Consider the following 22,823-nt stretch of genomic DNA (forward strand, 5'->3'; position numbering starts at 1 on the left):
AATCATCATGGGTGCGTATCTAATCCGCCGTCTCCTGCTGATCATCCCAACCCTGTGGGCCATCATCACTATTAACTTTTTTATTGTGCAAATCGCGCCCGGCGGGCCGGTCGATCAGGCGATTGCGGCCATTGAATTTGGTACCAGCGGCGGGATGCCCGGCGGTGGCGGAGAAGGAATGGGCGCAAGCCATGCCAAAACGGGCGTAGGGAATATCAGCGAAAGCCATTATCGCGGCGGCCGCGGGCTGGATCCGGAGGTGATTGCCGAGATCACCCATCGCTATGGCTTTGATAAACCGATTCACGAGCGCTATTTCAAAATGCTGTGGGATTACGTCCGGTTTGATTTTGGTGATAGCCTGTTCCGCAGTGCCTCGGTCTTAACCCTGATCAAACAAAGCCTGCCGGTGTCGATCACCCTGGGACTGTGGGGAACGCTGATTATCTACCTGGTTTCCATTCCGCTTGGGATCCGCAAAGCGGTCAACAACGGCAGCCGTTTTGATATCTGGAGCAGCACGTTCATTATCATCGGCTATGCCATTCCGGCGTTTCTGTTCGCTGTGCTGTTGATTGTCTTTTTTGCCGGCGGCAGCTATTTCGATCTCTTCCCGCTGCGGGGGCTGGTATCCGCCGATTTCAGCACCCTGCCGTGGTATCAGAAAGTCACCGACTATCTCTGGCACATCACGCTGCCGGTGCTGGCAACGGTGATTGGCGGATTTGCCGCCCTGACCATGCTGACCAAAAACGCCTTTCTTGATGAAATCCGCAAACAGTATGTCGTCACCGCCCGCGCGAAGGGCGTGGGTGAAAAACAGATCATGTGGAAGCACGTGTTCCGCAACGCCATGCTGCTGGTGATTGCCGGATTTCCTGCCACGTTCATCAGTATGTTTTTTACCGGCTCGCTGCTTATTGAGGTGATGTTCTCGCTTAACGGTCTGGGGCTGTTGGGCTATGAAGCCACCGTGTCGCGGGATTATCCGGTGATGTTTGGCACACTCTACATTTTTACCCTGATTGGCCTGCTGCTGAATATCGTCAGTGATATCAGCTATACGCTGGTCGATCCCCGAATCGATTTTGAGGGCCGATGATGCCGCGTTTAAGCCCCGTCAATCAGGCCCGCTGGGCCCGTTTTCGCCACAACCGTCGTGGCTACTGGTCGTTATGGATTTTTGCCGTCCTGTTTGTGTTAAGCCTGTGCTCAGAGCTGATTGCCAACGATAAACCCTTGCTGGTGCATTTCAACGACCGCTGGTATGTACCCGTGCTTAACAACTACAGTGAAAGTGACTTTGGCGGCCCGTTTGCAACACCGGCGGAGTATCAGGATCCGTGGCTGCGCCAGCAGATTGATCAACACGGCTGGGCACTGTGGGCCCCGATCCGTTTTGGCGCCAACAGTATCAATTTCGCCACCACGACCCCCTTCCCTTCTCCCCCGTCCGCGCAAAACTGGCTGGGAACGGATGCCAACGGTGGCGACGTGCTGGCGCGCATCCTCTACGGTACCCGAATTTCGATCCTCTTTGGGCTGATGCTGACGCTCTTCTCCAGCGTGATGGGCGTGGTGGCAGGTGCCGTCCAGGGCTACTATGGCGGTAAAATTGACCTCTGGGGTCAGCGCGTGATTGAGGTGTGGTCAGGTATGCCAACGCTGTTTCTGATCATCCTGCTGTCGAGCGTGGTGCAGCCAAACTTCTGGTGGCTGCTGGGGATCACCGTATTGTTTGGCTGGATGGCGCTGGTGGGCGTCGTGCGCGCAGAATTTCTGCGCACCCGTAATTTTGACTATATTCGTGCCGCACAGGCACTGGGCGTGAGCGACCGCGGGATCATCTTCCGCCATATGCTGCCGAACGCCGTGGTGGCGACACTGACCTTTCTGCCGTTTATTTTGTGCAGCTCCATCACCACCCTCACCTCGCTCGATTTTCTGGGCTTCGGGCTACCGCTCGGTTCCCCCTCGCTCGGCGAGCTGTTGCTGCAGGGCAAAAACAACCTGCAGGCACCGTGGCTGGGCATTACAGCCTTTCTTTCCGTGGCGGTACTGCTTTCACTGCTGATTTTTATTGGCGAAGCCGTGCGCGACGCCTTCGATCCCAACAAGGCGGTGTAACATGACGCAGCCCCTTCTCAGTATCGATAATCTGTCGATTGCCTTTTCGAAACAGGGTGAGACGCGCACCGTGGTCAGCGATCTGTCGCTGCAGATCCAGCGTGGCGAAACGCTGGCGCTGGTGGGGGAATCCGGCTCCGGCAAGAGCGTCTCGGCACTCTCCATTCTGCGCCTGCTCCCGTCTCCGCCAGTGAGCTACCCGCAAGGAGATATTCTGTTTCACGGCAGCTCGCTGCTGCACGCCGACGAACAGACCCTGCGGGGCGTCCGCGGCAATAAAATTGCGATGATTTTCCAGGAGCCGATGGTCTCACTCAACCCGCTGCATACGCTGGAAAAACAGCTTTACGAGGTGCTGTCCCTGCACCGGGGCATGCGCAAAGAGGCCGCGCGCGGGGAGATCCTCGACTGCCTCGAGAGAACCGGCATCCGCAACGCGGCAAAACGGCTGAGCGATTTCCCGCATCAGCTTTCCGGCGGTGAACGTCAACGTGTGATGATTGCCATGGCGCTACTGACGCGCCCGGAACTGCTGATCGCCGATGAGCCCACCACCGCGCTGGACGTCACGGTGCAGGCGCAAATTTTGCAGCTGCTGCGGGAGCTACGTAGCGAGCTGAACATGAGTCTGCTGTTTATCACCCATAACCTGAGCATAGTGAAAAAGCTGGCCGACAGCGTCGCTGTAATGCAAAACGGATGCTGTGTAGAGCAGAACACCGCCGCCGCACTGCTGAACGCGCCTCAGCACCCCTATACGCAGCGGCTGCTCGACAGTGAACCCGCTGGCGATCCTGTGCCTCTTCAGGGGGACAGCGCGCCGTTGTTGAACGTCGAGGGGCTGTCTGTCTCCTTCCCCATCCGTAAAGGTATTCTGCGCCGCGTGGTCGACCAGAACGCCATGCTGAAAAACATCCGTTTTTCACTGCGCCCGGGTGAGTCGCTGGGACTGGTGGGCGAGTCGGGTTCAGGCAAAAGCACCACCGGCCTGGCACTGCTGCGTTTAATTGCCTCGCAGGGCGAGATCCTGTTTGACGGCATGCCGCTGCACCGCTGGAACCGTCGGCAGATGCTGCCGGTACGTCCCCGCATGCAGGTGGTGTTTCAGGATCCCAACTCCTCGCTCAATCCAAGGCTGAGTATTTTGCAGATCATCGAAGAAGGATTGCGCGTCCATCAGCCTACCCTGACGGCTCTGCAACGTGAAAATGAGGTCAGGCGTGTGATGGCAGAGGTAGGGTTAGATCCCGAGACGCGCCACCGCTACCCGGCTGAATTTTCTGGCGGACAGCGCCAGCGTATCGCCATTGCCCGCGCACTGATCCTCAAACCTGAGCTGATCATCCTGGATGAACCGACCTCCTCGCTGGACAGAACCGTGCAGGCACAGATCCTGACCCTGTTAAAAGGGTTACAGGAAAAGCACCGGCTGGCCTATATCTTTATCAGCCACGATCTACAGGTGGTGCGGGCGTTATGCCATCAGGTGATTGTGCTACGGCAGGGAGAAGTGGTCGAGCAAGGTGAGTGCCAGCGCGTATTTACTGCACCGACGCAGAGCTACACGCGCCAGCTGTTATCGGCAGACTAGCACTCAGAAGGGATACTCTCCCGAGAAAGGCTCAGCAATGGCCACGCCAAAGTTCTTCAGGCGGCAGGTTGCGGCAAATTCATCCTGACTTTTAACAAACAGGCACGGCTCGCCTTCACACTCCAGTACGGAGCTGTCCACTTCGATATCCGACAGCGCCTGGCTTAAGCGTTCCATTACCGGCCATGCATCTTCATCGCTCGGGCTAAGCAGTTTGAGCGCGACCAGACAATTCTCGCAACCTGCAACGTTTTGCGGAATCGGTTCAACTTTCGAACCTGCAAAACCCGCCGACCAGCGATAGCTCTGGGGCAAGCGATGGACTATGGAGAGTTGTAATGTATTCACGTTCGATCCCCGGAAGCAAATTTACTTCACAATTTATTTACATTTATAGTAACACATCATCGCCAACCTGCACTATTCAGCGCTTTTTTATAGGTATCCAGGCTCGCGTCGGCGCTATATGTACCCGTTTCTGCGATCTAACTCAACCTTTTTAAATACAATGATGTGACTTTTTACACAAATAGATTTTACATAAAAGAAACAAACACAGGGTAAACGAACGCAAGTTTGGTTGATATGGGTCAACAAAAAGGCCCGTATCGGGCCTGATGTGCAGATTAATGGGCGGCTTTTCGCGGTCGGCTGGCGTAAAGACAGAAGAGAATGGAGCTGGTGGCACAAAACGCCATCGCCCACAGCATTGGCCAGGCCGTGTTAAAGGTCGCCATTGAGAGTAACGCCCCCACTACGGCACCAATCCCGAAGCGGAACGTCCCCGCCAGCGATGAGGCGGTGCCAGCCATATGAGGGAACTCATCAAGGATAACCGCCATCGCATTGGATGAGATCATCGAGACGCAGCCAACAAAAGCGGCAACCCCCACCACCAGCGCCCAGAAGCCCACGTCGAAAAACGCGCTGACCACCAGCCAGATAGCCATCACAAACTGGATCCACAGCCCGGCACGGAACATATTCAGTGCTCCAATCCGGCGAACAAAGCGGCTGTTGATGATAGTCATGATGAACAGGAACACAATGTTCAGCGCAAAGTAATACCCAAAGTGCTGAGGGGAAACGTGGTTCAGCTCAATATAGACAAATGGCCCGGCGCTCAGGAAGGAGAACATCCCGGCAAAGCTGAAGCCGCTTGCCAGCATGTAGCTCAGCACGCGCTTGTGGCGGAACAGCGAGGCAAAATTCCCCATTGTGGTACGGATGTGGAATTTCTGGCGGCGCTCGACGGCTAACGTTTCATCAATAAAGAAGAAAATCATCGCCGAGGCCAGCAGTGCGGCAAGCGCCAGGATCCAGAAAATGGCATGCCAGCTGAACCATACCAGCACCGCGCCACCGGCCATCGGCGCCACCAGCGGCGCAATGGTGGTCACCAGCATGACAAATGACATCATGCGGGAGAACTCTTCTTTCGGGTAGATATCACGCATCAGGGCGTTAATCACCACGCTTGCCGCCGCCGCCGCGAGGCCGTGGAATAAACGCATCACGATCAGCTGATCGATACTCTGTGCCAGCGCACAGGCCACGGCTGCGGCTGCAAAGATCAGCGTTCCGCCCAGAATAACCGGCTTACGCCCGAGGCTGTCGGCCATCGGGCCATAAAACAGCTGGCCGAGGGCAAAACCGAGAATATAGGTACTGAGCGTCATCTGTGCGCTGCCTGCCGGTACGCCAAACTGCGCCGAAATCACCGGCAGCGCAGGCAGATACATATCAATCGACAGCGGCATCAACATGGCCAGCAGGCCAAGAATGAACACGATTTTGAAAGACGAGTGTGGCCTGGTGGTCACAGGGTTCTCCTGAAATTAATGCGAGGGCAGACCGACGCTGGCGATCTCTTCTTCCGTCAGCGGGCGATATTCGCCAGGCGCCAGATCGGGATCGAGTTCAATTGCCCCAATACGTTCACGATGCAGACCCACAACGTGGTTACCCACCGCGGCGAACATACGTTTCACTTGATGATAACGCCCTTCGCTGATGGTCAGACGGACTTCGGTCGGGGTAATGACTTCCAGCACCGCCGGTTTGGTGAGGTCTTTTTCATTATGCAGTTGAACGCCTTTGGCAAATTGTTCTGCCGTGTCATCTGCCACCGGCGATTCCAGCGTCACCAGATAGGTTTTTTCACAGTGATGACGCGGAGAGGTAATGCGGTGGGACCACTGACCGTCATCGGTCATCAGCACCAGACCGGTGGTGTCGATATCGAGGCGGCCAGCCGCATGCAGCTTGTGCGCAACCGGTTCGTCGAGGAAATAGAGCACCGTCGGGTGATCCGGATCGTCCGTAGAACAGACGTAGCCTTCCGGCTTATTGAGCATGAAATAGCGCGGGCCGTGCTGCTGGGTGAGCGGGTTGCCGTCATACTCCACCTGATGGTCAGGTTGCAGTTTGAACGCGCTGTCTCTCACAATGTCGCCATCCACGGTAACGCGGCTGGCGCGGATCTCGCGCCCGGCAATAGCACGGCTTACGCCGAGTTGCTGAGCGATAAACTTATCAAGTCGCATGAAATCTTTTTAGCCTTAATGGTGCTGGAAGTCGGACAATGCGTCCGAAAAAGAAGCAGTCAGGAACGGTTCAGTATAATGGTCTGGTTGCGCCACTCAAGGGAAAAAGTTTCGTGGCATACTATATGCGGAATAACGATACAGAGACCCCATGACTTTTACACTTCGCCCCTATCAGCAGGAAGCCGTTGACGCCACCCTGGCCTGGTTTCGCAAACACCGTGAGCCCGCGGCCATTGTGCTCCCCACTGGCGCAGGCAAAAGCCTGGTGATCGCCGAACTTGCCCGCCTGGCGCGCGGCCGCGTGCTGGTGCTGGCGCACGTCAAAGAGCTGGTTGCGCAAAACCATGCCAAGTATTGTGCGCTTGGTCTGGAGGCCGATATCTTCGCCGCCGGGCTAAAGCGGAAAGAGAGCCACGGCAAAGTGGTGTTCGGCAGCGTGCAGTCTGTTGCCCGCAACCTTGAGCTGTTTCGCAGCGAATTTTCGCTGCTGATTGTCGACGAGTGCCATCGCATCAGTGATGACGACGATAGCCAGTATCAGCAAATCCTCACTCACCTGAAAGAGGTGAACCCTCACTTACGCCTGCTGGGCCTGACGGCAACCCCGTTTCGCCTGGGTAAAGGCTGGATTTACCGCTTTCATTATCACGGTATGGTGCGAGGGGATGAGAAGGCGCTGTTCAGCGACTGTATCTATGAACTTCCGCTGCGCTATATGATTAAACACGGCTACCTGACCCCGCCTGAACGGCTGGATATGCCGGTCGTCCAGTACGATTTCAGCCGCTTACAGGCGCAGAGCAACGGCTTATTTAGCGAAGCGGATTTGAACCAGGAGCTGAAAAAGCAAAAGCGCATCACTCCGCACATTATCAGCCAGATTGAAGAGTTCGCTGAAACGCGCAAAGGGGTAATGATTTTTGCCGCCACCGTTGAGCATGCGCGCGAAATCACCGGCTTACTGCCCTCTGGCGACGCGGCGCTGATCACCGGCGAGACGCCTGGTCCGGAGCGCGACAGCCTGATTGAGGCGTTTAAAGCGCAGCAGTTTCGCTATCTGGTAAACGTCTCGGTACTCACCACCGGGTTTGATGCCCCCCACGTCGACCTGATTGCTATTCTGCGTCCGACCGAATCGGTCAGCCTGTATCAGCAAATCGTTGGCCGCGGTCTGCGTCTGGCCCCCGGTAAAACCGACTGCCTGATCCTGGATTACGCCGGTAACCCGCACGATCTCTACTCGCCTGAAGTGGGTACCCCGAAAGGAAAAAGTGACAACGTGCCGGTACAGGTCTTCTGTCCTGCCTGTGGCTTTGCCAACACTTTTTGGGGCAAGACGACGGCTGACGGTACGCTGATCGAACATTTTGGCCGCCGCTGTCAGGGCTGGTTTGAAGATGATGAAGGGCATCGCGAGCAGTGCGATTTCCGTTTCCGCTTTAAAAACTGCCCCCAGTGCAACGCTGAAAATGATATTGCCGCCCGCCGCTGCCGCGAATGTGACACGGTTCTGGTCGACCCTGATGACATGCTGAAGGCCGCGCTGAAGTTAAAGGATGCCCTGGTGCTGCGCTGCTCTGGCATGGCGCTGCAACCGGGAGCGGATGAAAAAGGCGAATGGCTGAAAATCACCTATTACGATGAGGACGGTGCCGACGTCAGCGAGCGCTTCCGGGTGCACACTCCGGCTCAGCGCATGGCTTTCGAACAGCTCTTTATCCGCCCGCATACCCGCACGCCGGGCGTACCGCTGCGCTGGATAACCGTGGCGGATATCGTGCATCAGCAGGTGCTGCTGCGCCATCCGGATTTTGTTGTCGCCCGCAAGAAAGGCCAGTACTGGCAAGTCCGTGAAAAGGTTTTTGACTATGAAGGCCGTTTTCGTCGGGCCAACGAACTGCGTTAACGACAGACAGGCCTTGAATAGGAAACGATTGTTTCCTATTATGCATTATCGCATTACAACAGGACTTCCTCATGTCACGTCTTCCCGGTCGCCCGCGTGAATTTGATACCGACGCCGCCATCGACAGCGCCCTGCTCGTTTTCCGCGAGCGTGGCTATCATGCTACCTCAATCAAAGAGCTGAGTGACGCGACAGGCCTTACGGCGGGAAGCCTGTATAAAGCCTTTGGCAGCAAAAATGGCCTGTTTCTCGCGGCGTTCGACCGTTACACCCGGACGCGCAGCGCCGCCCTGCGCCAGCGTACAGAGGCGGCACGCTGCGGACGAGATAAAATCGCGGCGGTGTTACGCTTCTACGCCGAGAGCAGCCACGGTCCTGAGGGCATACGCGGCTGTCTGGTGGTCGCCAGCGCGACTGAGCTGGCGGTTTTTGATGAGGCGACTGCCCGGTACATCAAAGCCGCCATGCAGCGTACCGAGCAGCTGTTGTTCGAACTGGTTCAGGAGGGCCAGCGGGACGGTAGCCTTTCCCGCGCGCTGCCAGCTGAACAAACGGCGCGTAATCTTTTCGCCCTGCTACAGGGTTACCGCGTGATCGGCAAACAAGGCCTGTCTGAGGACGAGATAAACAGCGCTGTTAGCGCGGCACTCAGCCTGCTCGGCTGAGTTTTTTTCATCAATTAGGAAACGATCACTTCCTATTATTCCGGAGATCGCTATGACCACGCCCATCGCCCCGCAGCACCATTTCATGCTCATCAATGGCATCCGCACGCATTACGTCACCGCCGGGGAACAGCACGCGCAGACGGTTGTCCTGCTGGCAGGTTTCCCCGAAAGCTGGTACGCCTGGCGCCATGTTATCCCTTTGCTGGCCGAGCGCTATCATGTCATCGCCCCGGACTTACCCGGACAGGGTGATACCGATTGTCCGTCAGAGGGGTATGACACCCACACCCTCGCCAGCCATGTTCATGAGCTGCTGACCCAGCTTGGCGTGCATCGCTACTATCTGGCCGGTCACGACGTGGGAGCCTGGGTTGCCTGGCCTTATGCGGCGATGTACAGCGATGAGGTGATAAAGCTGGCGCTGCTGGACGCCGGCATTCCGGGTATTACCTTACCCGATGCCCTCCCCGTCACCGCGGACCGCGCCTGGCGCACCTGGCATTTTGCCTTTCACGTAATTGCAGACCTGCCTGAATTCCTCATCAGGGGCAAAGAGCGTGGCTATCTGGAGTGGTTTCTGCGTCGCAAAGCGGCAAATCCCCTCACCTTCAGCGAGGCGGATCTTGACGAGTATCTGCGCATTTTTACGCGCGAAGGTGGCTTGCGCGCAGGGCTGGCTTACTATCGCGCTGCCGCCCTCTCCGCTGCGCAAAACCGGGCGCTTAGCGAACGGGGTAAACTCTCCGTTCCTGTTCTGGCACTCAGTGCCGATCAGGGTTCGATTCCTGATATGGCCTCGCCGCTGAGGGCGTTTGCAGAACGCGTTGACGGGCACGTGATCCCCCGTTGCGGCCATTTTCAGCCAGAAGAGCAGCCTCAGGCCGTCGCCGACGCCCTAAGCGGTTTCTTTAGTGGGGATTAATTCATTGCCCTGAGGTGGATTGGGGGCTATAATGCCGCCCGCTTTTGCATCCGCAAAGCAGAACACTCACCTGCTGCTGGGTCGCCTGTAGTAGGGTTTTAAATACAGAGAGAAATCAATGTTCACTATCGAAGCAGAAGTACGTAACGTGCAGGGTAAGGGTGCGAGCCGCCGCCTGCGTACCGCTAACAAGTTCCCGGCTATCGTTTACGGTGGCGAAGCTGCTCCAGTTTCTATCGAACTGGATCACGACAAAGTATGGAACATGCAGACCAAAGCTGAATTCTACAGCGAAGTTCTGACCATCGTTGTTGGCGGTAAAGAAGAAAAAGTGAAAGTTCAGGCTGTTCAGCGTCACGCGTTCAAGCCAAAACTGACTCACATCGACTTCGTTCGCGCGTAATCGCAAACATGTCGAAAAAAAGCCCCGCTTCGGCGGGGTTTTTTTATGGCGGTTATTTACCGCCAGTAGTACGACGCTGCAGCTGATCGCGCAGGTTGGGTGGCGTACCTTTAATGGTCAGCGTATCGGTGGCCGGATCCCAGAAGATACGTTCCCCCAGCAGCATGGCATCAAAGTTGATGGTTAACCCGCCGCCGCTTCCGGCAAATTTGGTTAACTGACGCAGCGTACTGCGATCCGCCGGGAAGCTCTCTTCCAGCTCATACCCTTTCTCAGCAGTAAATTCCTGGAAACTGACTTCACTGACGCCAGCCAGCTCTTTTGACAGCGACTCCAGCTCAATCTCTTCCCCCGCCTGCAGCTGTTCGTTGCAGTAGCTGTAAACCTGCTGACGCACGTTCTGGCGCTCAGATTTATCGAGCTGCGCTTCCGCCGTGAAGTCATCCACCGCCTGCAGCAGCCCTTTGTTCTGCGCTTTGGCGTTGAGACCTTCGCTGGCACCGAGGAAGTCCATAAAGAAATCGGCCACTTTACGGCCAACACGCCCTTTGAGGAAGGTCAGGTAGCGCGTCGACTCCGGATTGGTTTCCCACTCGGTCAAATCAATACGCGCAACGATATCCGCATGGTTGATATCCAGATAATGGGTGGAGCTGATATCCAGCTGCTCATTCACGCGCATACTGCTTAAATTGTTCAGCACGGTGACCAGCAGATACTCGACCGCCAGGTAGCGATAGTGGCAGAACAGAACGATACCGCCGTCGGCAAACGGGTATTTTGCCAGTTCGTCGCGCAGACGTCCGGTTGCCGCGCGGCTAAACGCCAGGAAATCTTCTTCACCCTGACGTTGCAGGCGCAGGCTATCAGCCAGTTCACTCTCGTCGCTGAACAGACCATAGGCTTTATTTTTTGCACTGTAGACGCGGTGCAGTTCCGCCATCATTTCCACAACGGTTGCCGTGGGTTCCAGTAACGAATCGCGCAGCACCACTTCAAGGGTTTGCTCATCACGCTTGATAAGCTGGTGCAAGGCAATCTGGTTGATTTCCAGACTCATGATAAACTCTCCTTTTAGACCGGGCGGTATTCAACCACCACCAGGACATGTGTGCAACAACTGATAAAAAAGGGGAAAAAAAGCTGTTGCTACGGTAATATGTTGCCCTTTCATCAACAAACTGATTTTGATTTATGCCACAACATTCCCGCTACAGTGATGAACACGTTGAACAATTGCTCAGTGAGCTGGTCAACGTACTGGAAAAACATAAAACACCGACCGATCTCTCCCTGATGGTTTTGGGAAATATGGTCACCAACCTTATCAATACCAGCGTTGCTCCGGCTCAGCGTCAGGCGATCGCCAAATCTTTCGCCCAGGCTTTACAGTCTTCCGTTAGCGACGACCAGGCCCATTAAGGGAAACGAACAACAGTTTATGGTGACGAATCGTCAGCGCTACCGTGAAAAAGTCTCCCAGATGGTCAGCTGGGGGCACTGGTTTGCCCTGTTCAACATTCTGCTGGCGACGCTTATCGGCTGTCGTTATCTGTTTGTCGCAGACTGGCCGACGACGCTAACCGGGCGTATTTACTCCTGGATAAGCGTTGTAGGGCACTTTAGCTTTTTGGTTTTCGCCACCTATCTGCTGATCCTCTTCCCGCTGACGTTTATCGTCATGTCGCAGCATCTGATGCGATTTTTATCCGCCATCCTTGCAACGGCAGGGATGACGCTGCTGCTTATCGACAGTGAAGTCTTCACCCGCTTCCACCTGCATCTCAATCCCATCGTTTGGGAGCTGGTGATTAACCCCGATCAGAACGAAACGGCCCGTGACTGGCAACTGATGTTTATCAGCGTCCCGGTGATCCTTCTGATAGAGATGCTGTTTGCCACCTGGAGCTGGCAAAAACTGCGCAGCCTGACCCGCCGACGCCATTACGCAAAACCGGTGGCCGCGATCTTTTTCGTCTCCTTTATCAGTTCGCACATCATGTATATCTGGGCGGATGCAAACTTCTATCGCCCGATCACCATGCAGCGGGCGAACCTGCCGCTCTCTTATCCAATGACGGCGCGTCGTTTCCTTGAGAAGCACGGTCTGCTGGACGCACAGGAGTACCAGCGTCGTCTGATTGAGCAAGGGAATCCGGAAGCGGTTAGCGTGCAGTATCCGCTGAGCGATCTGCGCTATCGCGATATGGGACGCGGACAGAACGTCCTGCTGATCACCGTCGATGGTCTGAACTACTCCCGTTACGAGAAGCAGATGCCCGCGCTGGCCGAGTTCGCCAGCAAGAACGTGACGTTCACCCAGCATATGAGCTCCGGCAACACCGCCGATGCGGGCATTTTTGGCCTGTTCTATGGCATTTCTGCCGCCTACATGGACGGCGTGCTTTCTGCGCGCATTCCTGCAGCGCTGATCACCGGGCTCAATCAGCAAGGATATCAGTTAGGGTTGTTCTCCTCAGACGGCTTTAACAGCGCGCTGTACCGCCAGGCGCTGCTGTCTGATTTCTCCCTGCCAGCCGCAGAAAGCCAGTCGGACGAGCAGACCGCCAGTCAGTGGATTAACTGGCTGCAGCGTTATGCGCAGGAAGATAACCGCTGGTTCTCCTGGGTTGCCTTTAATGGCACCACGCTCGATGACAGCAATCAGAAAGGCTTTGCGCGCCGCTACAGCCGTGCAGCAGGCAATGTTGATGACCAGATTAGCCGCGTGCTTGATGCCTTACGCGAATCCGGCAAGCTCGAAAACACCGTGGTGATCGTGACGGCAGCCCACGGCGTACCGCTGGGCGACGAAGCGAAGAGTATGAGCTGGTCGCGGCCGAATCTGCATGTTCCGCTGGTGATCCACTGGCCGGGCACCCCCGCTCAGCGCATTAACATGCTCACCGAACATAAAGATGTGATGACCACGCTGATGCAACGGCTGCTGCACGTCAGTACACCGGCAAATGAGTATTCACAGGGGCAGGATCTCTTCAGCGCCACGCGTCGCCACAACTGGGTCACGGCAGCGAGCAATGATACGCTGGCGGTCACCACGCCAATGCTGACGCTGGTATTGAACAATAACGGAAACTACCAGACGTATAATCTGCAGGGTGAACGGCTGAAAGACCAGAAACCGCAGTTGAATCTGCTGCTACAGGTTCTGACGGATGAGAAACGGTTTATCGCTAACTGATTAATTATAAACCAGTTAGCCTCAGATTCCCTTGCATTCAAAACGGAATCGAGTAGTATTCATTTCATGCGTCGGCACGTAGCGCAGCCTGGTAGCGCACCGTCATGGGGTGTCGGGGGTCGGAGGTTCAAATCCTCTCGTGCCGACCAAAACTATTTAAAAACCAGCCATATGGCTGGTTTTTTTGTGCACAAAAAAAGCCAACCCGCAGGCTGGCTTTTGAGATCGCAAGTGAACGCTTAGTGCTTGTCGCGCCCGCCAAGGAAGAAAATACCCAACGGAATGGCAAGCAGGACGGTGAACACCAGGCTGTAAACGAAGATCATCGCCGACTGCAGGACATACATGCTGGTCGTCCACGTAGAGAGTGGAATGTTGTACTGTTCGATGACGCCGACAATGGTTGCCCGGCCCACGCACGCGGCCGCAATCATAAACACAACCAGCAGCGCCAGGAGGAATTTACGGCCTTCAGGTGTTTTCAGTTTTGCACGAATCATCTCTCTTCCCTTTACAGATGAATAACATTATGTATGCCTTAAAATAACACGATCTGCCGCCAGACTCCACAGAAGTACAAACCACCACAAAAATGGCACTGTATTAGCTCATTACACTGCTTTTATTGAAAATGTAAGTAAATCACGCTAATCATTCATAGGCGTTATGCTAATCTCATCAGGATGGTTTTGACATAAAGGAATGACAGTGAAAAACGCACCTAAATTTGCCCTTGCCCTGATCGCCGCCGCGTGCGTCAGCACCAGCGCCTTCGCAACTGAAAGCCAGAAGGTACAACCTCTGGAAAAAATCGCGCCTTATCCGCAAGCGGAAAAAGGCATGAAGCGTCAGGTGATCCAGTTACCGGCTCAGCAAAATGAAGCGAATTTCAAAGTGGAACTGTTGATCGGCCAGACGCTGGAAGTGGATTGCAACCAGCATCGTCTCGGCGGACAGCTGGAAAGCAAAACGCTGGAAGGCTGGGGCTACGACTACTTTATCTTTGATAAAGTGACGTCGCCGGTTTCCACCATGATGGCCTGCCCGGATGGCAAGAAAGAGAAGAAATTCGTGACCGCGTATCTGGGTGATAACAGCCTGTTACGCTACAACAGCAAGCTGCCAATCGTGGTGTATACGCCGGAAAACGTGGAAGTGAAATATCGCGTGTGGAAGGCGGATGAAAACATCGGACAAGCGGTAGTACGTTAAGAATAAGTCGGGTGGCGGCTTCGCCTTACCCGACCCGGAATGGGTGTGCTCTGGTGCCCTCATTCCAACCCTCTCCCACCGGGAGAGGGAGAAAACACTAAAAACGGTAACGGATGTTACCGTTTTGCTTTTACCTTACAGCGCGATATCCGCCACAGGTTTGTTTTCTGCCTGCGGCTTCAGCTCCGCTTTTGGTGCAGCATCAGCAGCCTGCGGCTTAACGTATTGCAGCTGCAGCACGCGGCTGGTGTATTCCAGCTCCTGCTCCGTCGCGTCCACGTTACCGTTCAGCTTCGTACCGTAGGATGGAATAATCGTTTTCAGCTTCGCCTGCCATTCCGGCGTGGCGACTTTATCTTTAAACACTTTTTCCATCAGGTGCAGCATGATAGGTGCAGCGGTAGAGGCACCAGGGGAAGCCCCCAGCAGGGCGGCAATAGTGCCGTCTTTATCGCTTACCACTTCGGTACCCAGACGCAGCACACCGCCCTCTTTCGGATCGCGTTTGATGATCTGTACGCGCTGACCCGCCTGCCACAGACGCCAGTCTTCTTTCTTCGCCTGCGGATAGTACTCTTTCAGCGCCTCGAAGCGTTCTTCATCAGAAAGCATCACCTGGCTAATCAGGTATTTCACCAGATCGAAGTTATCCAGCCCGACATCCATCATTGGCTTCACGTTTGAGGTGGTGGTTGCGCTCAGCAGATCCCACAACGAGCCGTTCTTCAGGAACTTAGTGGAGAAGGTTGCAAACGGCCCGAACAGCACCACACGCTTACCGTCAAGCATACGGGTATCGATGTGTGGAACGGACATTGGCGGCGCCCCCACGGAGGCCTGACCATACACTTTTGCCAGATGACGGTTCACCACTTCCGGGTTTTCCGACACCAGGAACTGACCGCCCACCGGGAAGCCCGCGTAGTCGTCCGCTTCCGGAATACCGGACTCCTGCAGCAGTTTCAGCGCCGCACCGCCCGCACCAATAAAGACAAACTTTGCCTTGATAACGTGCTCGGCTTCGTTGTTTTTCAGATCGGCAACGGTCACGCTCCAGCTGTTGTCAGCGTTGCGCTTAAAGCCACGCACTTCGGTGCTGAGCTGCAGATTGAAGTTCTCTTTTTTCTTCAGAGAGGCCACCAGCTGACGGGTGATTTCGCCATAGTTGACGTCAGTACCAATCTCAGTACGGGTTGCCGCCACCTTCTGGTTCGGGTCACGGCCTTCCATCACCAGCGGTGCCCACTCTTTGATCTGCGCGTGATCTTCAGAATATTTCATGCCGCGGAACAGCGTGCTCTGCTGCAGCGCCGCGTAGCGTGCGCGAAGGAAGTTCACATTCTGCTCGCCCCACACAAAGCTCATGTGCGGCACGGTGTTGATGAACGAGTGCGGATCGTGCATCACGCCGCTGTTCACCTGGTGAGACCAGAACTGGCGAGAAATCTGGAATGCTTCGTTGATCTCTACCGCCTTCTCGATACTAATGGAACCGTCCTTTTTCTGCGGCGTATAGTTCAGTTCCATGAGTGCCGAATGTCCGGTACCGGCGTTGTTCCAGCCGTTTGAACTCTCCTGCGCGACGCCATCCAGGCGCTCGACCATGGTCATCGACCAGTCCGGCTGGAGCTCTTGCAGATAGGTTCCCAGCGTGGCGCTCATGATACCGCCACCAATTAAAAGGACGTCCGTTTCCTGCTCTTTTGGTGTGTCAGCGTTCGCCGCCATAGAGACGGTGTTCAGCCCCACGGCCAGAGAAAAGAGCATGGCAGTCATTTTTTTCATAATTTTGCCTTAGTTGAGTAGTGCTTGAAGCGTGGAAATTGCAGGTGAAAAAAGCTGCGGGGGGAACGGTAGCAACTTTTAAATATTGTTTAAAGGTTACGAAATTATTGTAATTGTGAAATTTAATGATGGATTGTTTGTGTGGGATTGCCGGATGAAACTGGCAAGGCGCGGTATTTCTGGTTACTATGCTGCACTTTGTGATCGCGCGCACGGAAGCCCGCCCTAATCTGCGAATTGTTATGTCATTACCCCATGCTTCTCTTTCCCGTGAAGACCAGGTCGCCACGGTGCTGCGTTCCCCTCAACTGCTGCTACGCGAAACGCTGGCAGGCGTAATTACCGCTCTGGCCCTCATTCCTGAGGTGATCTCCTTTTCCGTGGTCGCAGGCGTTGACCCAAAGGTCAGCCTGATTGCCTCTGTGGTGCTGTGTCTGACCCTTTCAGCGTTCGGCGGTCGTCGTGCGATGGTCACAGCAGCTGCGGGCTCCGTCGCGCTGGTGATTGGCCCGATGGTGCATCAGCACGGCGTGCAGTACATCCTGCCGGCGGTCCTGATGGCGGGGATAATCCAGATTCTGTTCGGCGTGCTCGGAATGGCGCGCCTGATGCGCTTTATTCCCCAGTCGGTGATGACCGGCTTCGTAAATGCGCTGGGATTGTTAATTTTCTTCGCGCAGGTTCCCCATTTCTGGAGCCGCAGCCCACTGATTGTGGGTCTGTTCGTGCTGACGCTGCTGATTGTGCTGTGGGTGCCGCGCTTTGTTAAAAGCATCCCGTCACCGCTTATTGCGATTGTACTGCTCACCCTGTTCACCGTGACCAGCGGACAGGTTCTCCCGACGGTGGGGGATGAAGGTTCTATGAGCAGTGGTTTGCCAGGGATGACGCAGCTGCTCGTTCCGCTGAACATGGAAACGCTCAGCATCATCTGGCCATGCGCGCTGAGTATCGCTTTTGTCGGCCTGCTGGAATCACTGCTGACGGCAAAACTGGTGGATGAACTGACCGCGACGACGTCCAGCAAACGCCGTGAAAGTATCGGCCTCGGCGCAGGGAATATTCTTGCCGGGTTGTACGGCGGGATCGCGGGCTGTGCCATGATCGGACAAACCATCGTCAACGTGGAGATGGGCAAAGGTCGCAGTCGCGTCTCAACTTTTGCAGCGGGCATGGTGCTGCTGGTGCTGGTCACCGCCCTCAGTGAGGTGATGGCAAAAATCCCTATGGCCGTTCTGGCCGGGATCATGGCGATTGTTGCCATCAAAACGTTTAACTGGCACAGCCTTCAGCCTGCCACGTTAAAAAGTGCGCCCATTGCCGAAACGGTTGTGATGCTGATTACCGTTGCAGCAACGGTTTCAACCGGTAACCTGGCCATTGGCGTGCTGGGCGGGATTATTGTGATGGCATTGCTTCCCGCCCGGCTCAAGCGTCGGCTTAAAGAAGAAAAATCGTTGCAAGCCCAAGAAAAATAAAGAAACCGCCGGTATCGGTGATGGCGGTAATCATCACGCTCGACCCCACCGCGGGGTCGCGCCCCAGTTTGGTCATCGTCAGGGGGATAATGACCCCCATCATGGAGGCCACCAGCAGATTCAGCACCATCGCCAGCATCATCACCCCGCCTAACGCCATATCATCGTACAGCCACCAGGTAATGCCGCCCATAATGCCGCCCCACACCAGGCCGTTAATCAGCGCCACCCCCATCTCCCTGAAGATCAGGAAGGCGAAGTTACCCGGCTGAATGTTCTCCAGCGCCAATGCACGGACGATCATGGTAATGGTCTGGTTGCCGGTGTTGCCGCCAATGCCGGCCACAATCGGCATCAGCGAGGCCAGCGCGACCAATTGTGAAATGGTGTGTTCAAAGCCGTCGATTACCCGGGAGGCGATAAATGCAGTGCAGAGGTTAATGGCGAGCCATGCCCAGCGGGTTTTCACCGCCTTGCCGACGGAGGCGTGGACGTCATCTTCGGCGCTGATCCCGCCGAGCGCACGTAAATCGTTATCGGTCTCTTCGTAAACCACGTCAACGATCTCATCGATGGTCAGACGCCCCATCAGTTTACCCACAGAATCGACGACCGCCGCGCTCACAAGGTCGTCACGTTCGAAGGTACGGGCCGCTTTTTCCGCGTCGTCTTCCGGGGAGAAGACCATCGGCTCGGTTTCCATCACCTCACTCACCCGCCGCTGGGTGCTGTTGAGCAGGATCGTTTTAAGCTCCAGCTCGCCAAGCAGGGTTTTATCCCGGGAGGTGACGAACAGCTTATCGGTGTTGTCCGGCATGCTGCCCAGGCGACGCAGATAGCGCTGCACCGTACCGAGAGTTACATCCGGGCGCACCATGATGACGCCAAACTCCATAATGGCGCCCACGCTGTGTTTGTCATAGTGCATCACCTGACGCACGCGTGCCCGCTCTTCCGCAGGCAGCGAAGCCAGTAATCGCCCGGTCAGGTTTCGCGGCAGGTGCTGAACGAGATAAATCTGTTCGTCAATATCCAGCGTCTGCAGGGCATCAAGGATATCCCGGTCGCTCATCTCATCAATGAGATCGTCCCAGACGTTTTCAGAGGCTTCGAGCAACACCTGCCCGCGCTCATGATCCTGCACCAGACGCCACAGAGCATGACGCTCTTCCGAGGGGAGCGCTTCCAGGGTATCCGCCAGATCTGGCGGGGGTAAATGAGCAACCAGCGCACCTACCTCAGCAATATCGTCGGCCAGTGTGCCGACATCATATTGCTCAGCCAGGGTCAGTTTGCCCAGTAACGCAGAGGTGACCGCTTTATCCGTCGTAAGGAGCCAGATGAGACGCGCACGTTCCTGGTCGCGCTGCCTGGCACTGTTTTTCTTTAAAACCGACATTAATCATAAATCCATGAAATAAGTTGGCTTTAAGCATAGCGCGGAGATATGTAAATAAGAATAAACAACGGGGCGGGATGGAGAAAAAATCGGCATAACATGCACGATTTATCCCCTCTCCCCGTGGGAGAGGGTTAGAGTGAAGGCTTCAGGCCGTGCGCGCCACCGCATCGCGAGACGCCGCATCGCGCTCTTCACCGGTCAGTTCGCTCAGCTTGCCGTCACGCATCTCCAGCAGCCGGTCGGCGTGAATGAAGTAGTGATCGTCATGGCTGATGGCAAAGATGGTTTTGCCCATCGCCTGCATCAGCGGCAGCAGCACCTGGTAGAACTCGCGGCGGAAATGCGGGTCCTGATCCGCCGCCCACTCGTCCAGCAGAATGATGTCGCGCTCTTCCGCCAGGGCCAGCAGCAGCGCCACGCGCTTTTTCTGGCCTTTCGAGAGCTTGAGGTTGAGGATCTTGCCGTCCTGCAGCTCAAGCTTGTGCGACATCTGCAGATGCGCCAGCCACTTCTCCACCAGCGCCGGGTTAGCCTGTTGCCCTTCCGGCCCCAGCAGCTGATCGAAGAGCCAGACATCGGTGAATACCGCCGAGAACAGCTTGCGATAATCCTCAGGCTTCTCTGCGCTGAGCGCGCGGCCATCCAGCAGAATGTCACCCGATTGCGGCTGATATAACCCCGTCAGCAACATCGCCAGCGTCGATTTCCCGCTGCCGTTACCGCCAATGAGAAACAGCAGTTCGCCGCGATGAATCGTCAGATTGACCGGCCCCACGGAAAAGGCGTTGTCCTGGTAGCGGAATGTGACGTTACGCAGTTCCAGCGTTTGCCAGTTCGGGAAGGCCTGAGGGCGCGGGAACTCGGCTTTGAACGGCGCAAGGTCGAACTTTTTGAGCTTATTAAACGCCACCTGCGCGCTCAGCAAGGTGGGCAATGCACCGACGGCAGAGAGCAGCGGTGTGCGCAAAAACAGCAGCGTCAGGGAGTAAGTTGCCGCTACATTGGTATCGGCCCAGCCCAGGCTGTTGGCCATCCAGAAGACCAGGCCAATCGCGCCCAGCATCATAATGTTCGACCAGTTAACCGCGCTCAGGTGGAAGGTATCGGCACGGATAATATGGTGCCGGTATTCACGCGCGTCCGGGATGTAGAGGTTGTTGAAGATATGCTCGGCACGCTCGCGGTTAAGGGTCAGCTCTTTACGCCCTTCCAGTACCGTCTGGTAATCGTTATAGAGTTTGTCCTCGGTTTCACGCAGTACCGCCATGTGTTTGTAGACGCGGGAAACCAGCAGGAAACCACCCCAGATGGTAATAGTAATCCACAGTGCCGTAACGGCCAGCATCTTGCTGGAGAGCCAGGCGAGATAGGCCGCCGAGCCAACGGTCAGGATAATGCCCTGCACCAGCTCCGGCAGACGGACAAACGCAATGGTGATGGCGCGCACGTCGCTGGTCAGTCCCGCCAGCAAAGAGGCGCTGCCGAGCTGCTCGACGCGCTCCACCTGGGTGTCCAGGATCCGCTTGATAAACTCGCTGCGCAGGCGGAAGACGAAATGATGCCCGAGGGCCGTCAGCGCCAGCTGGGAACCCAGCGTGACCGCCATCAGCAGCAATAATAGCCCCAGAAATTCCGGCAGAACGGACAGCGAGGTGTCGACCATTTCGATCAAACGCACGTTGATGAAGGCGATAAGACCAATACCTAATGCGGCGCTGGCAAGGCTTAGCGCCATTACCGCAATAAAGGGCCAGCGATACTGACGCCAGACAAGAAGAAGTAGTTGCATGCAGGCAATCCGGACAATAAAAATCAGCCAGCAGTGTAAACTGCCCTGCGTTTACATCAAGAATAATTCTTATTTTTGTTTGCCTGGCGCGGTCTGGCGGAAAGTCAGGTTAAAGCGGAACTCGCCCGTCTGCGGATGGACGCCAGGCTTCAGTGGCTGAATGCCGTGGTAATAGAGCCGCGACTCCCTGCCCCACACCACCACATCCCCATGCTCCAGCATCAGACGCTGGAGAGGATCGTTGCGGCGTAACCCGCCGAATTGAAACACGGCGGGCAGCCCCAGGGATACCGAGACGATCGGCGCACGCAGATCGGGTTCATCTTTATCCTGATGCAGCGAGAGTTTCGCCCCAACGCCATAGCGGTTGATAAGACAGGCATCCGGTTGAAAATCGGGATAGGTGGCCTCGACGGCGGCATCATGGCAGAGCGCCTGAAAAACCGCAGGCATGGGCGGCCAGGGCTTGCCGGTGACGGGATCGTCCGGGGCATAGAGATAGCCCCGTTCGTTGGTTGCCCATCCTGCAGTACCGCAGTTGGTCATCGCCACCGACATGGTATAGCCGCCAGGCGTCACCATATGTCGGAATGGCGAAACGGCCGCGACGTCATGGATCCCGGCCAGCAGCGCCGAGGCCCGGGAGAGTGCAAACCGGCGCAGGATCACTGCGCCAGGCGCTAGCGGCTCCTGCCAGGGTTCTGCATCCGCAAAGAAATCGAGCATTATCCCTCCTGATTCCTGGACTCACGTTTCAATAATAGCGCCTTTCGTTCCGTCCCCCAGCGATAGCCCGAAAGCGCTCCGTCCTGGCGTACAACACGATGACAAGGGATGACGATCGCCAGTTTATTTGCGGCACACGCTGCGGCCACCGCACGTACCGCGCCAGGTTTGCCAATCGCCTGCGCCACCTGCTGGTAGCTGGCTGTTTCACCGCAGGGAATATTGCGCAGAGCCTGCCAGACCTGCTGCTGGAAAGCGGTTCCGCGAATATCCAGCGGCAGAGCCAGCGGCACGCCACGGTTATCGATGGTATGGATAACCTGAGCAATACGTCGGGCAAATTCGCCTTCCAGCGGCGCGCGTTCCGCGTCCGGAAACAGCGACAAAATCTCCTGGGTGACTTTGACATCATCATCGCCCAGCAATATTGCGCAGATCCCCCGCTCGCTTTCACCCACCAGACAGCGGCCTAAGGCACACTCGCTGATGGCATAGCGCACTGCGACATCCCCTTTACGGTACTGCTTTGCCGTCATGCCCAGCGCGTCGTTGGCTTTACGATAGTAGCTGCTGCTGTCCGGGAACCCTGCCGCCAGCACGGCATCGGTTATTTTATCCCCGTGGGCGAGCGCATTGCGCAGGCGCTGTCCTCGCGCCGCCTGCTGCCAGGCTTTTGGCGTCATCCCGGTTACGGATTTAAACAGGCGGTGAAAATGGAAAGGACTCATGGCAACCTGCTGCGCCAGCATTTCCAGCGTTAACGCGGGATCCTGCTCCAGCAGGCGGCAGGCGCGCTCCACTTTTGCCAGCTTCTCTTCCTGCGGGTCGCGTTTGTCCGGTCGGCAGCGCTTGCACGGCCGAAACCCAGCCTGAACAGCATGGTGCACATCGGGGTAAAAGTGGACATTTTTACGCAGCGCGTGTCGGGCGCGACAGGACGGACGACATACGATCCCTGTCGTCTGGACGGCAAAGACAAACTGTTCGTCAGCACGCGGATCGCGGGCCAGCACAGCCTGCCAGCGATCCTCATCGGTCATATAGGTCGGGTTTTTCATCATCG

At 56.1% G+C, this 22,823-nt stretch carries 21 protein-coding genes and 1 tRNA gene; 12 read left to right on the forward strand and 10 right to left on the reverse strand.

From position 1 onward, the window contains the following. The first annotated feature begins 7 nt into the window (after nt 1-7). Genes PUZ33_RS19840 through yejF form a run of 3 tightly spaced genes read left to right on the forward strand, consistent with a single transcriptional unit; the run spans nt 8 to nt 3,718 of the window. Complete coding sequence (locus PUZ33_RS19840) at nt 8-1,102, forward strand: microcin C ABC transporter permease YejB (protein WP_029883090.1); 1,095 nt, start codon at nt 8-10, stop codon at nt 1,100-1,102. Next, nucleotides 1,102-2,127, forward strand: a complete 1,026-nt coding sequence (locus PUZ33_RS19845; protein ID WP_029883091.1) for an ABC transporter permease — start codon at nt 1,102-1,104, stop codon at nt 2,125-2,127. The genes PUZ33_RS19840 and PUZ33_RS19845 overlap by 1 nt, the downstream gene beginning before the upstream one ends. A gap of 1 nt (nt 2,128) precedes the next feature. Then, nucleotides 2,129-3,718, forward strand: coding sequence for a microcin C ABC transporter ATP-binding protein YejF (yejF, locus tag PUZ33_RS19850; RefSeq protein ID WP_058680880.1), 1,590 nt, complete (start codon nt 2,129-2,131; stop codon nt 3,716-3,718). Nucleotides 3,719-3,721: 3 nt separating this feature from the next. On the opposite strand, the gene PUZ33_RS19855 is transcribed toward yejF, so the two are convergent. The 3 genes from PUZ33_RS19855 to rsuA form a co-directional block, all read right to left on the reverse strand. Next, nucleotides 3,722-4,066: a YejG family protein gene (locus PUZ33_RS19855; protein WP_058680879.1), complete on the reverse strand. Its 345-nt coding sequence runs from the start codon at nt 4,064-4,066 to the stop codon at nt 3,722-3,724. Nucleotides 4,067-4,344: 278 nt separating this feature from the next. Then, a complete protein-coding gene (locus PUZ33_RS19860) occupies nt 4,345-5,541 on the reverse strand; it encodes a Bcr/CflA family multidrug efflux MFS transporter (RefSeq protein ID WP_038420224.1) in 1,197 nt (398 codons plus the stop codon). Nucleotides 5,542-5,556: 15 nt separating this feature from the next. Beyond that, nucleotides 5,557-6,264 carry a 16S rRNA pseudouridine(516) synthase RsuA gene (gene rsuA / locus PUZ33_RS19865; protein ID WP_013097990.1) on the reverse strand — a complete coding sequence of 236 codons (708 nt, stop codon included), beginning with the start codon at nt 6,262-6,264 and terminating at the stop codon, nt 5,557-5,559. Between the two features lie 151 nt (nt 6,265-6,415). On the opposite strand from rsuA, the gene PUZ33_RS19870 reads away from it, so the two are divergent. The 4 genes from PUZ33_RS19870 (at nt 6,416) to rplY (ending at nt 10,166) form a co-directional block, all read left to right on the forward strand. Then, on the forward strand, nt 6,416-8,173 hold the full coding sequence (locus PUZ33_RS19870; protein ID WP_045292129.1) for a DEAD/DEAH box helicase: 1,758 nt from the start codon (nt 6,416-6,418) through the stop codon (nt 8,171-8,173). Nucleotides 8,174-8,244: 71 nt separating this feature from the next. Then, complete coding sequence (locus tag PUZ33_RS19875) at nt 8,245-8,838, forward strand: TetR/AcrR family transcriptional regulator (RefSeq protein ID WP_058680878.1); 594 nt, start codon at nt 8,245-8,247, stop codon at nt 8,836-8,838. A gap of 52 nt (nt 8,839-8,890) precedes the next feature. Next, on the forward strand, nt 8,891-9,763 hold the full coding sequence (locus tag PUZ33_RS19880) for an alpha/beta fold hydrolase (RefSeq protein ID WP_058680877.1): 873 nt from the start codon (nt 8,891-8,893) through the stop codon (nt 9,761-9,763). A gap of 118 nt (nt 9,764-9,881) precedes the next feature. After that, nucleotides 9,882-10,166, forward strand: a complete 285-nt coding sequence (gene rplY, locus PUZ33_RS19885; RefSeq protein WP_013097994.1) for a 50S ribosomal protein L25 — start codon at nt 9,882-9,884, stop codon at nt 10,164-10,166. A 52-nt stretch (nt 10,167-10,218) separates the two neighbouring features. On the opposite strand, the gene yejK is transcribed toward rplY, so the two are convergent. Next, on the reverse strand, nt 10,219-11,226 hold the full coding sequence (gene yejK / locus PUZ33_RS19890) for a nucleoid-associated protein YejK (protein WP_014832722.1): 1,008 nt from the start codon (nt 11,224-11,226) through the stop codon (nt 10,219-10,221). Nucleotides 11,227-11,360: 134 nt separating this feature from the next. On the opposite strand from yejK, the gene PUZ33_RS19895 reads away from it, so the two are divergent. The 3 genes from PUZ33_RS19895 (at nt 11,361) to PUZ33_RS19905 (ending at nt 13,517) form a co-directional block, all read left to right on the forward strand. Further along, complete coding sequence (locus PUZ33_RS19895; protein WP_001135586.1) at nt 11,361-11,588, forward strand: YejL family protein; 228 nt, start codon at nt 11,361-11,363, stop codon at nt 11,586-11,588. 19 nt (nt 11,589-11,607) lie between these two features. Continuing rightward, complete coding sequence (gene yejM, locus PUZ33_RS19900) at nt 11,608-13,368, forward strand: LPS biosynthesis-modulating metalloenzyme YejM (protein ID WP_058680876.1); 1,761 nt, start codon at nt 11,608-11,610, stop codon at nt 13,366-13,368. A 72-nt stretch (nt 13,369-13,440) separates the two neighbouring features. Beyond that, nucleotides 13,441-13,517: transfer RNA gene (locus PUZ33_RS19905), tRNA-Pro, on the forward strand. A gap of 90 nt (nt 13,518-13,607) precedes the next feature. On the opposite strand, the gene PUZ33_RS19910 is transcribed toward PUZ33_RS19905, so the two are convergent. Further along, complete coding sequence (locus PUZ33_RS19910) at nt 13,608-13,868, reverse strand: DUF2534 family protein (RefSeq protein WP_058680875.1); 261 nt, start codon at nt 13,866-13,868, stop codon at nt 13,608-13,610. Between the two features lie 202 nt (nt 13,869-14,070). Between PUZ33_RS19910 and eco the strand changes: the two genes are divergently transcribed. Next, the gene (eco, locus tag PUZ33_RS19915; RefSeq protein ID WP_029883097.1) at nt 14,071-14,580 is read left to right on the forward strand and encodes a serine protease inhibitor ecotin; all 510 of its coding nucleotides are present in this window, start codon (nt 14,071-14,073) and stop codon (nt 14,578-14,580) included. Nucleotides 14,581-14,715: 135 nt separating this feature from the next. On the opposite strand, the gene mqo is transcribed toward eco, so the two are convergent. Next, nucleotides 14,716-16,365: a malate dehydrogenase (quinone) gene (gene mqo / locus PUZ33_RS19920; RefSeq protein WP_014832726.1), complete on the reverse strand. Its 1,650-nt coding sequence runs from the start codon at nt 16,363-16,365 to the stop codon at nt 14,716-14,718. A gap of 188 nt (nt 16,366-16,553) precedes the next feature. On the opposite strand from mqo, the gene PUZ33_RS19925 reads away from it, so the two are divergent. Beyond that, nucleotides 16,554-17,843, forward strand: coding sequence for a SulP family inorganic anion transporter (locus PUZ33_RS19925; protein ID WP_045903366.1), 1,290 nt, complete (start codon nt 16,554-16,556; stop codon nt 17,841-17,843). On the opposite strand, the gene mgtE is transcribed toward PUZ33_RS19925, so the two are convergent. The 4 genes from mgtE to ada form a co-directional block, all read right to left on the reverse strand. Further along, entirely contained in the window at nt 17,806-19,242 is a 1,437-nt protein-coding gene (gene mgtE / locus PUZ33_RS19930) for a magnesium transporter (protein ID WP_013098001.1), read from the reverse strand. The two genes, PUZ33_RS19925 and mgtE, sit on opposite strands and share 38 nt — an antisense overlap. Nucleotides 19,243-19,390: 148 nt before the next feature. Then, the gene (locus PUZ33_RS19935; RefSeq protein WP_029883099.1) at nt 19,391-21,034 is read right to left on the reverse strand and encodes a multidrug ABC transporter permease/ATP-binding protein; all 1,644 of its coding nucleotides are present in this window, start codon (nt 21,032-21,034) and stop codon (nt 19,391-19,393) included. Nucleotides 21,035-21,103: 69 nt separating this feature from the next. Further along, a complete protein-coding gene (alkB, locus tag PUZ33_RS19940) occupies nt 21,104-21,760 on the reverse strand; it encodes a DNA oxidative demethylase AlkB (protein ID WP_058680874.1) in 657 nt (218 codons plus the stop codon). After that, nucleotides 21,760-22,818 (reverse strand): bifunctional DNA-binding transcriptional regulator/O6-methylguanine-DNA methyltransferase Ada, encoded by a 1,059-nt coding sequence (gene ada, locus PUZ33_RS19945; RefSeq protein ID WP_058680873.1) that lies wholly within the window; start codon nt 22,816-22,818, stop codon nt 21,760-21,762. Before ada ends, alkB begins: the two co-directional genes overlap by 1 nt. Nucleotides 22,819-22,823 lie beyond the last annotated feature (5 nt).

The sequence above is a fragment of the Enterobacter cloacae complex sp. 2022EL-00981 genome (assembly GCF_028737495.1).
GTDB lineage: Bacteria > Pseudomonadota > Gammaproteobacteria > Enterobacterales > Enterobacteriaceae > Enterobacter > Enterobacter cloacae.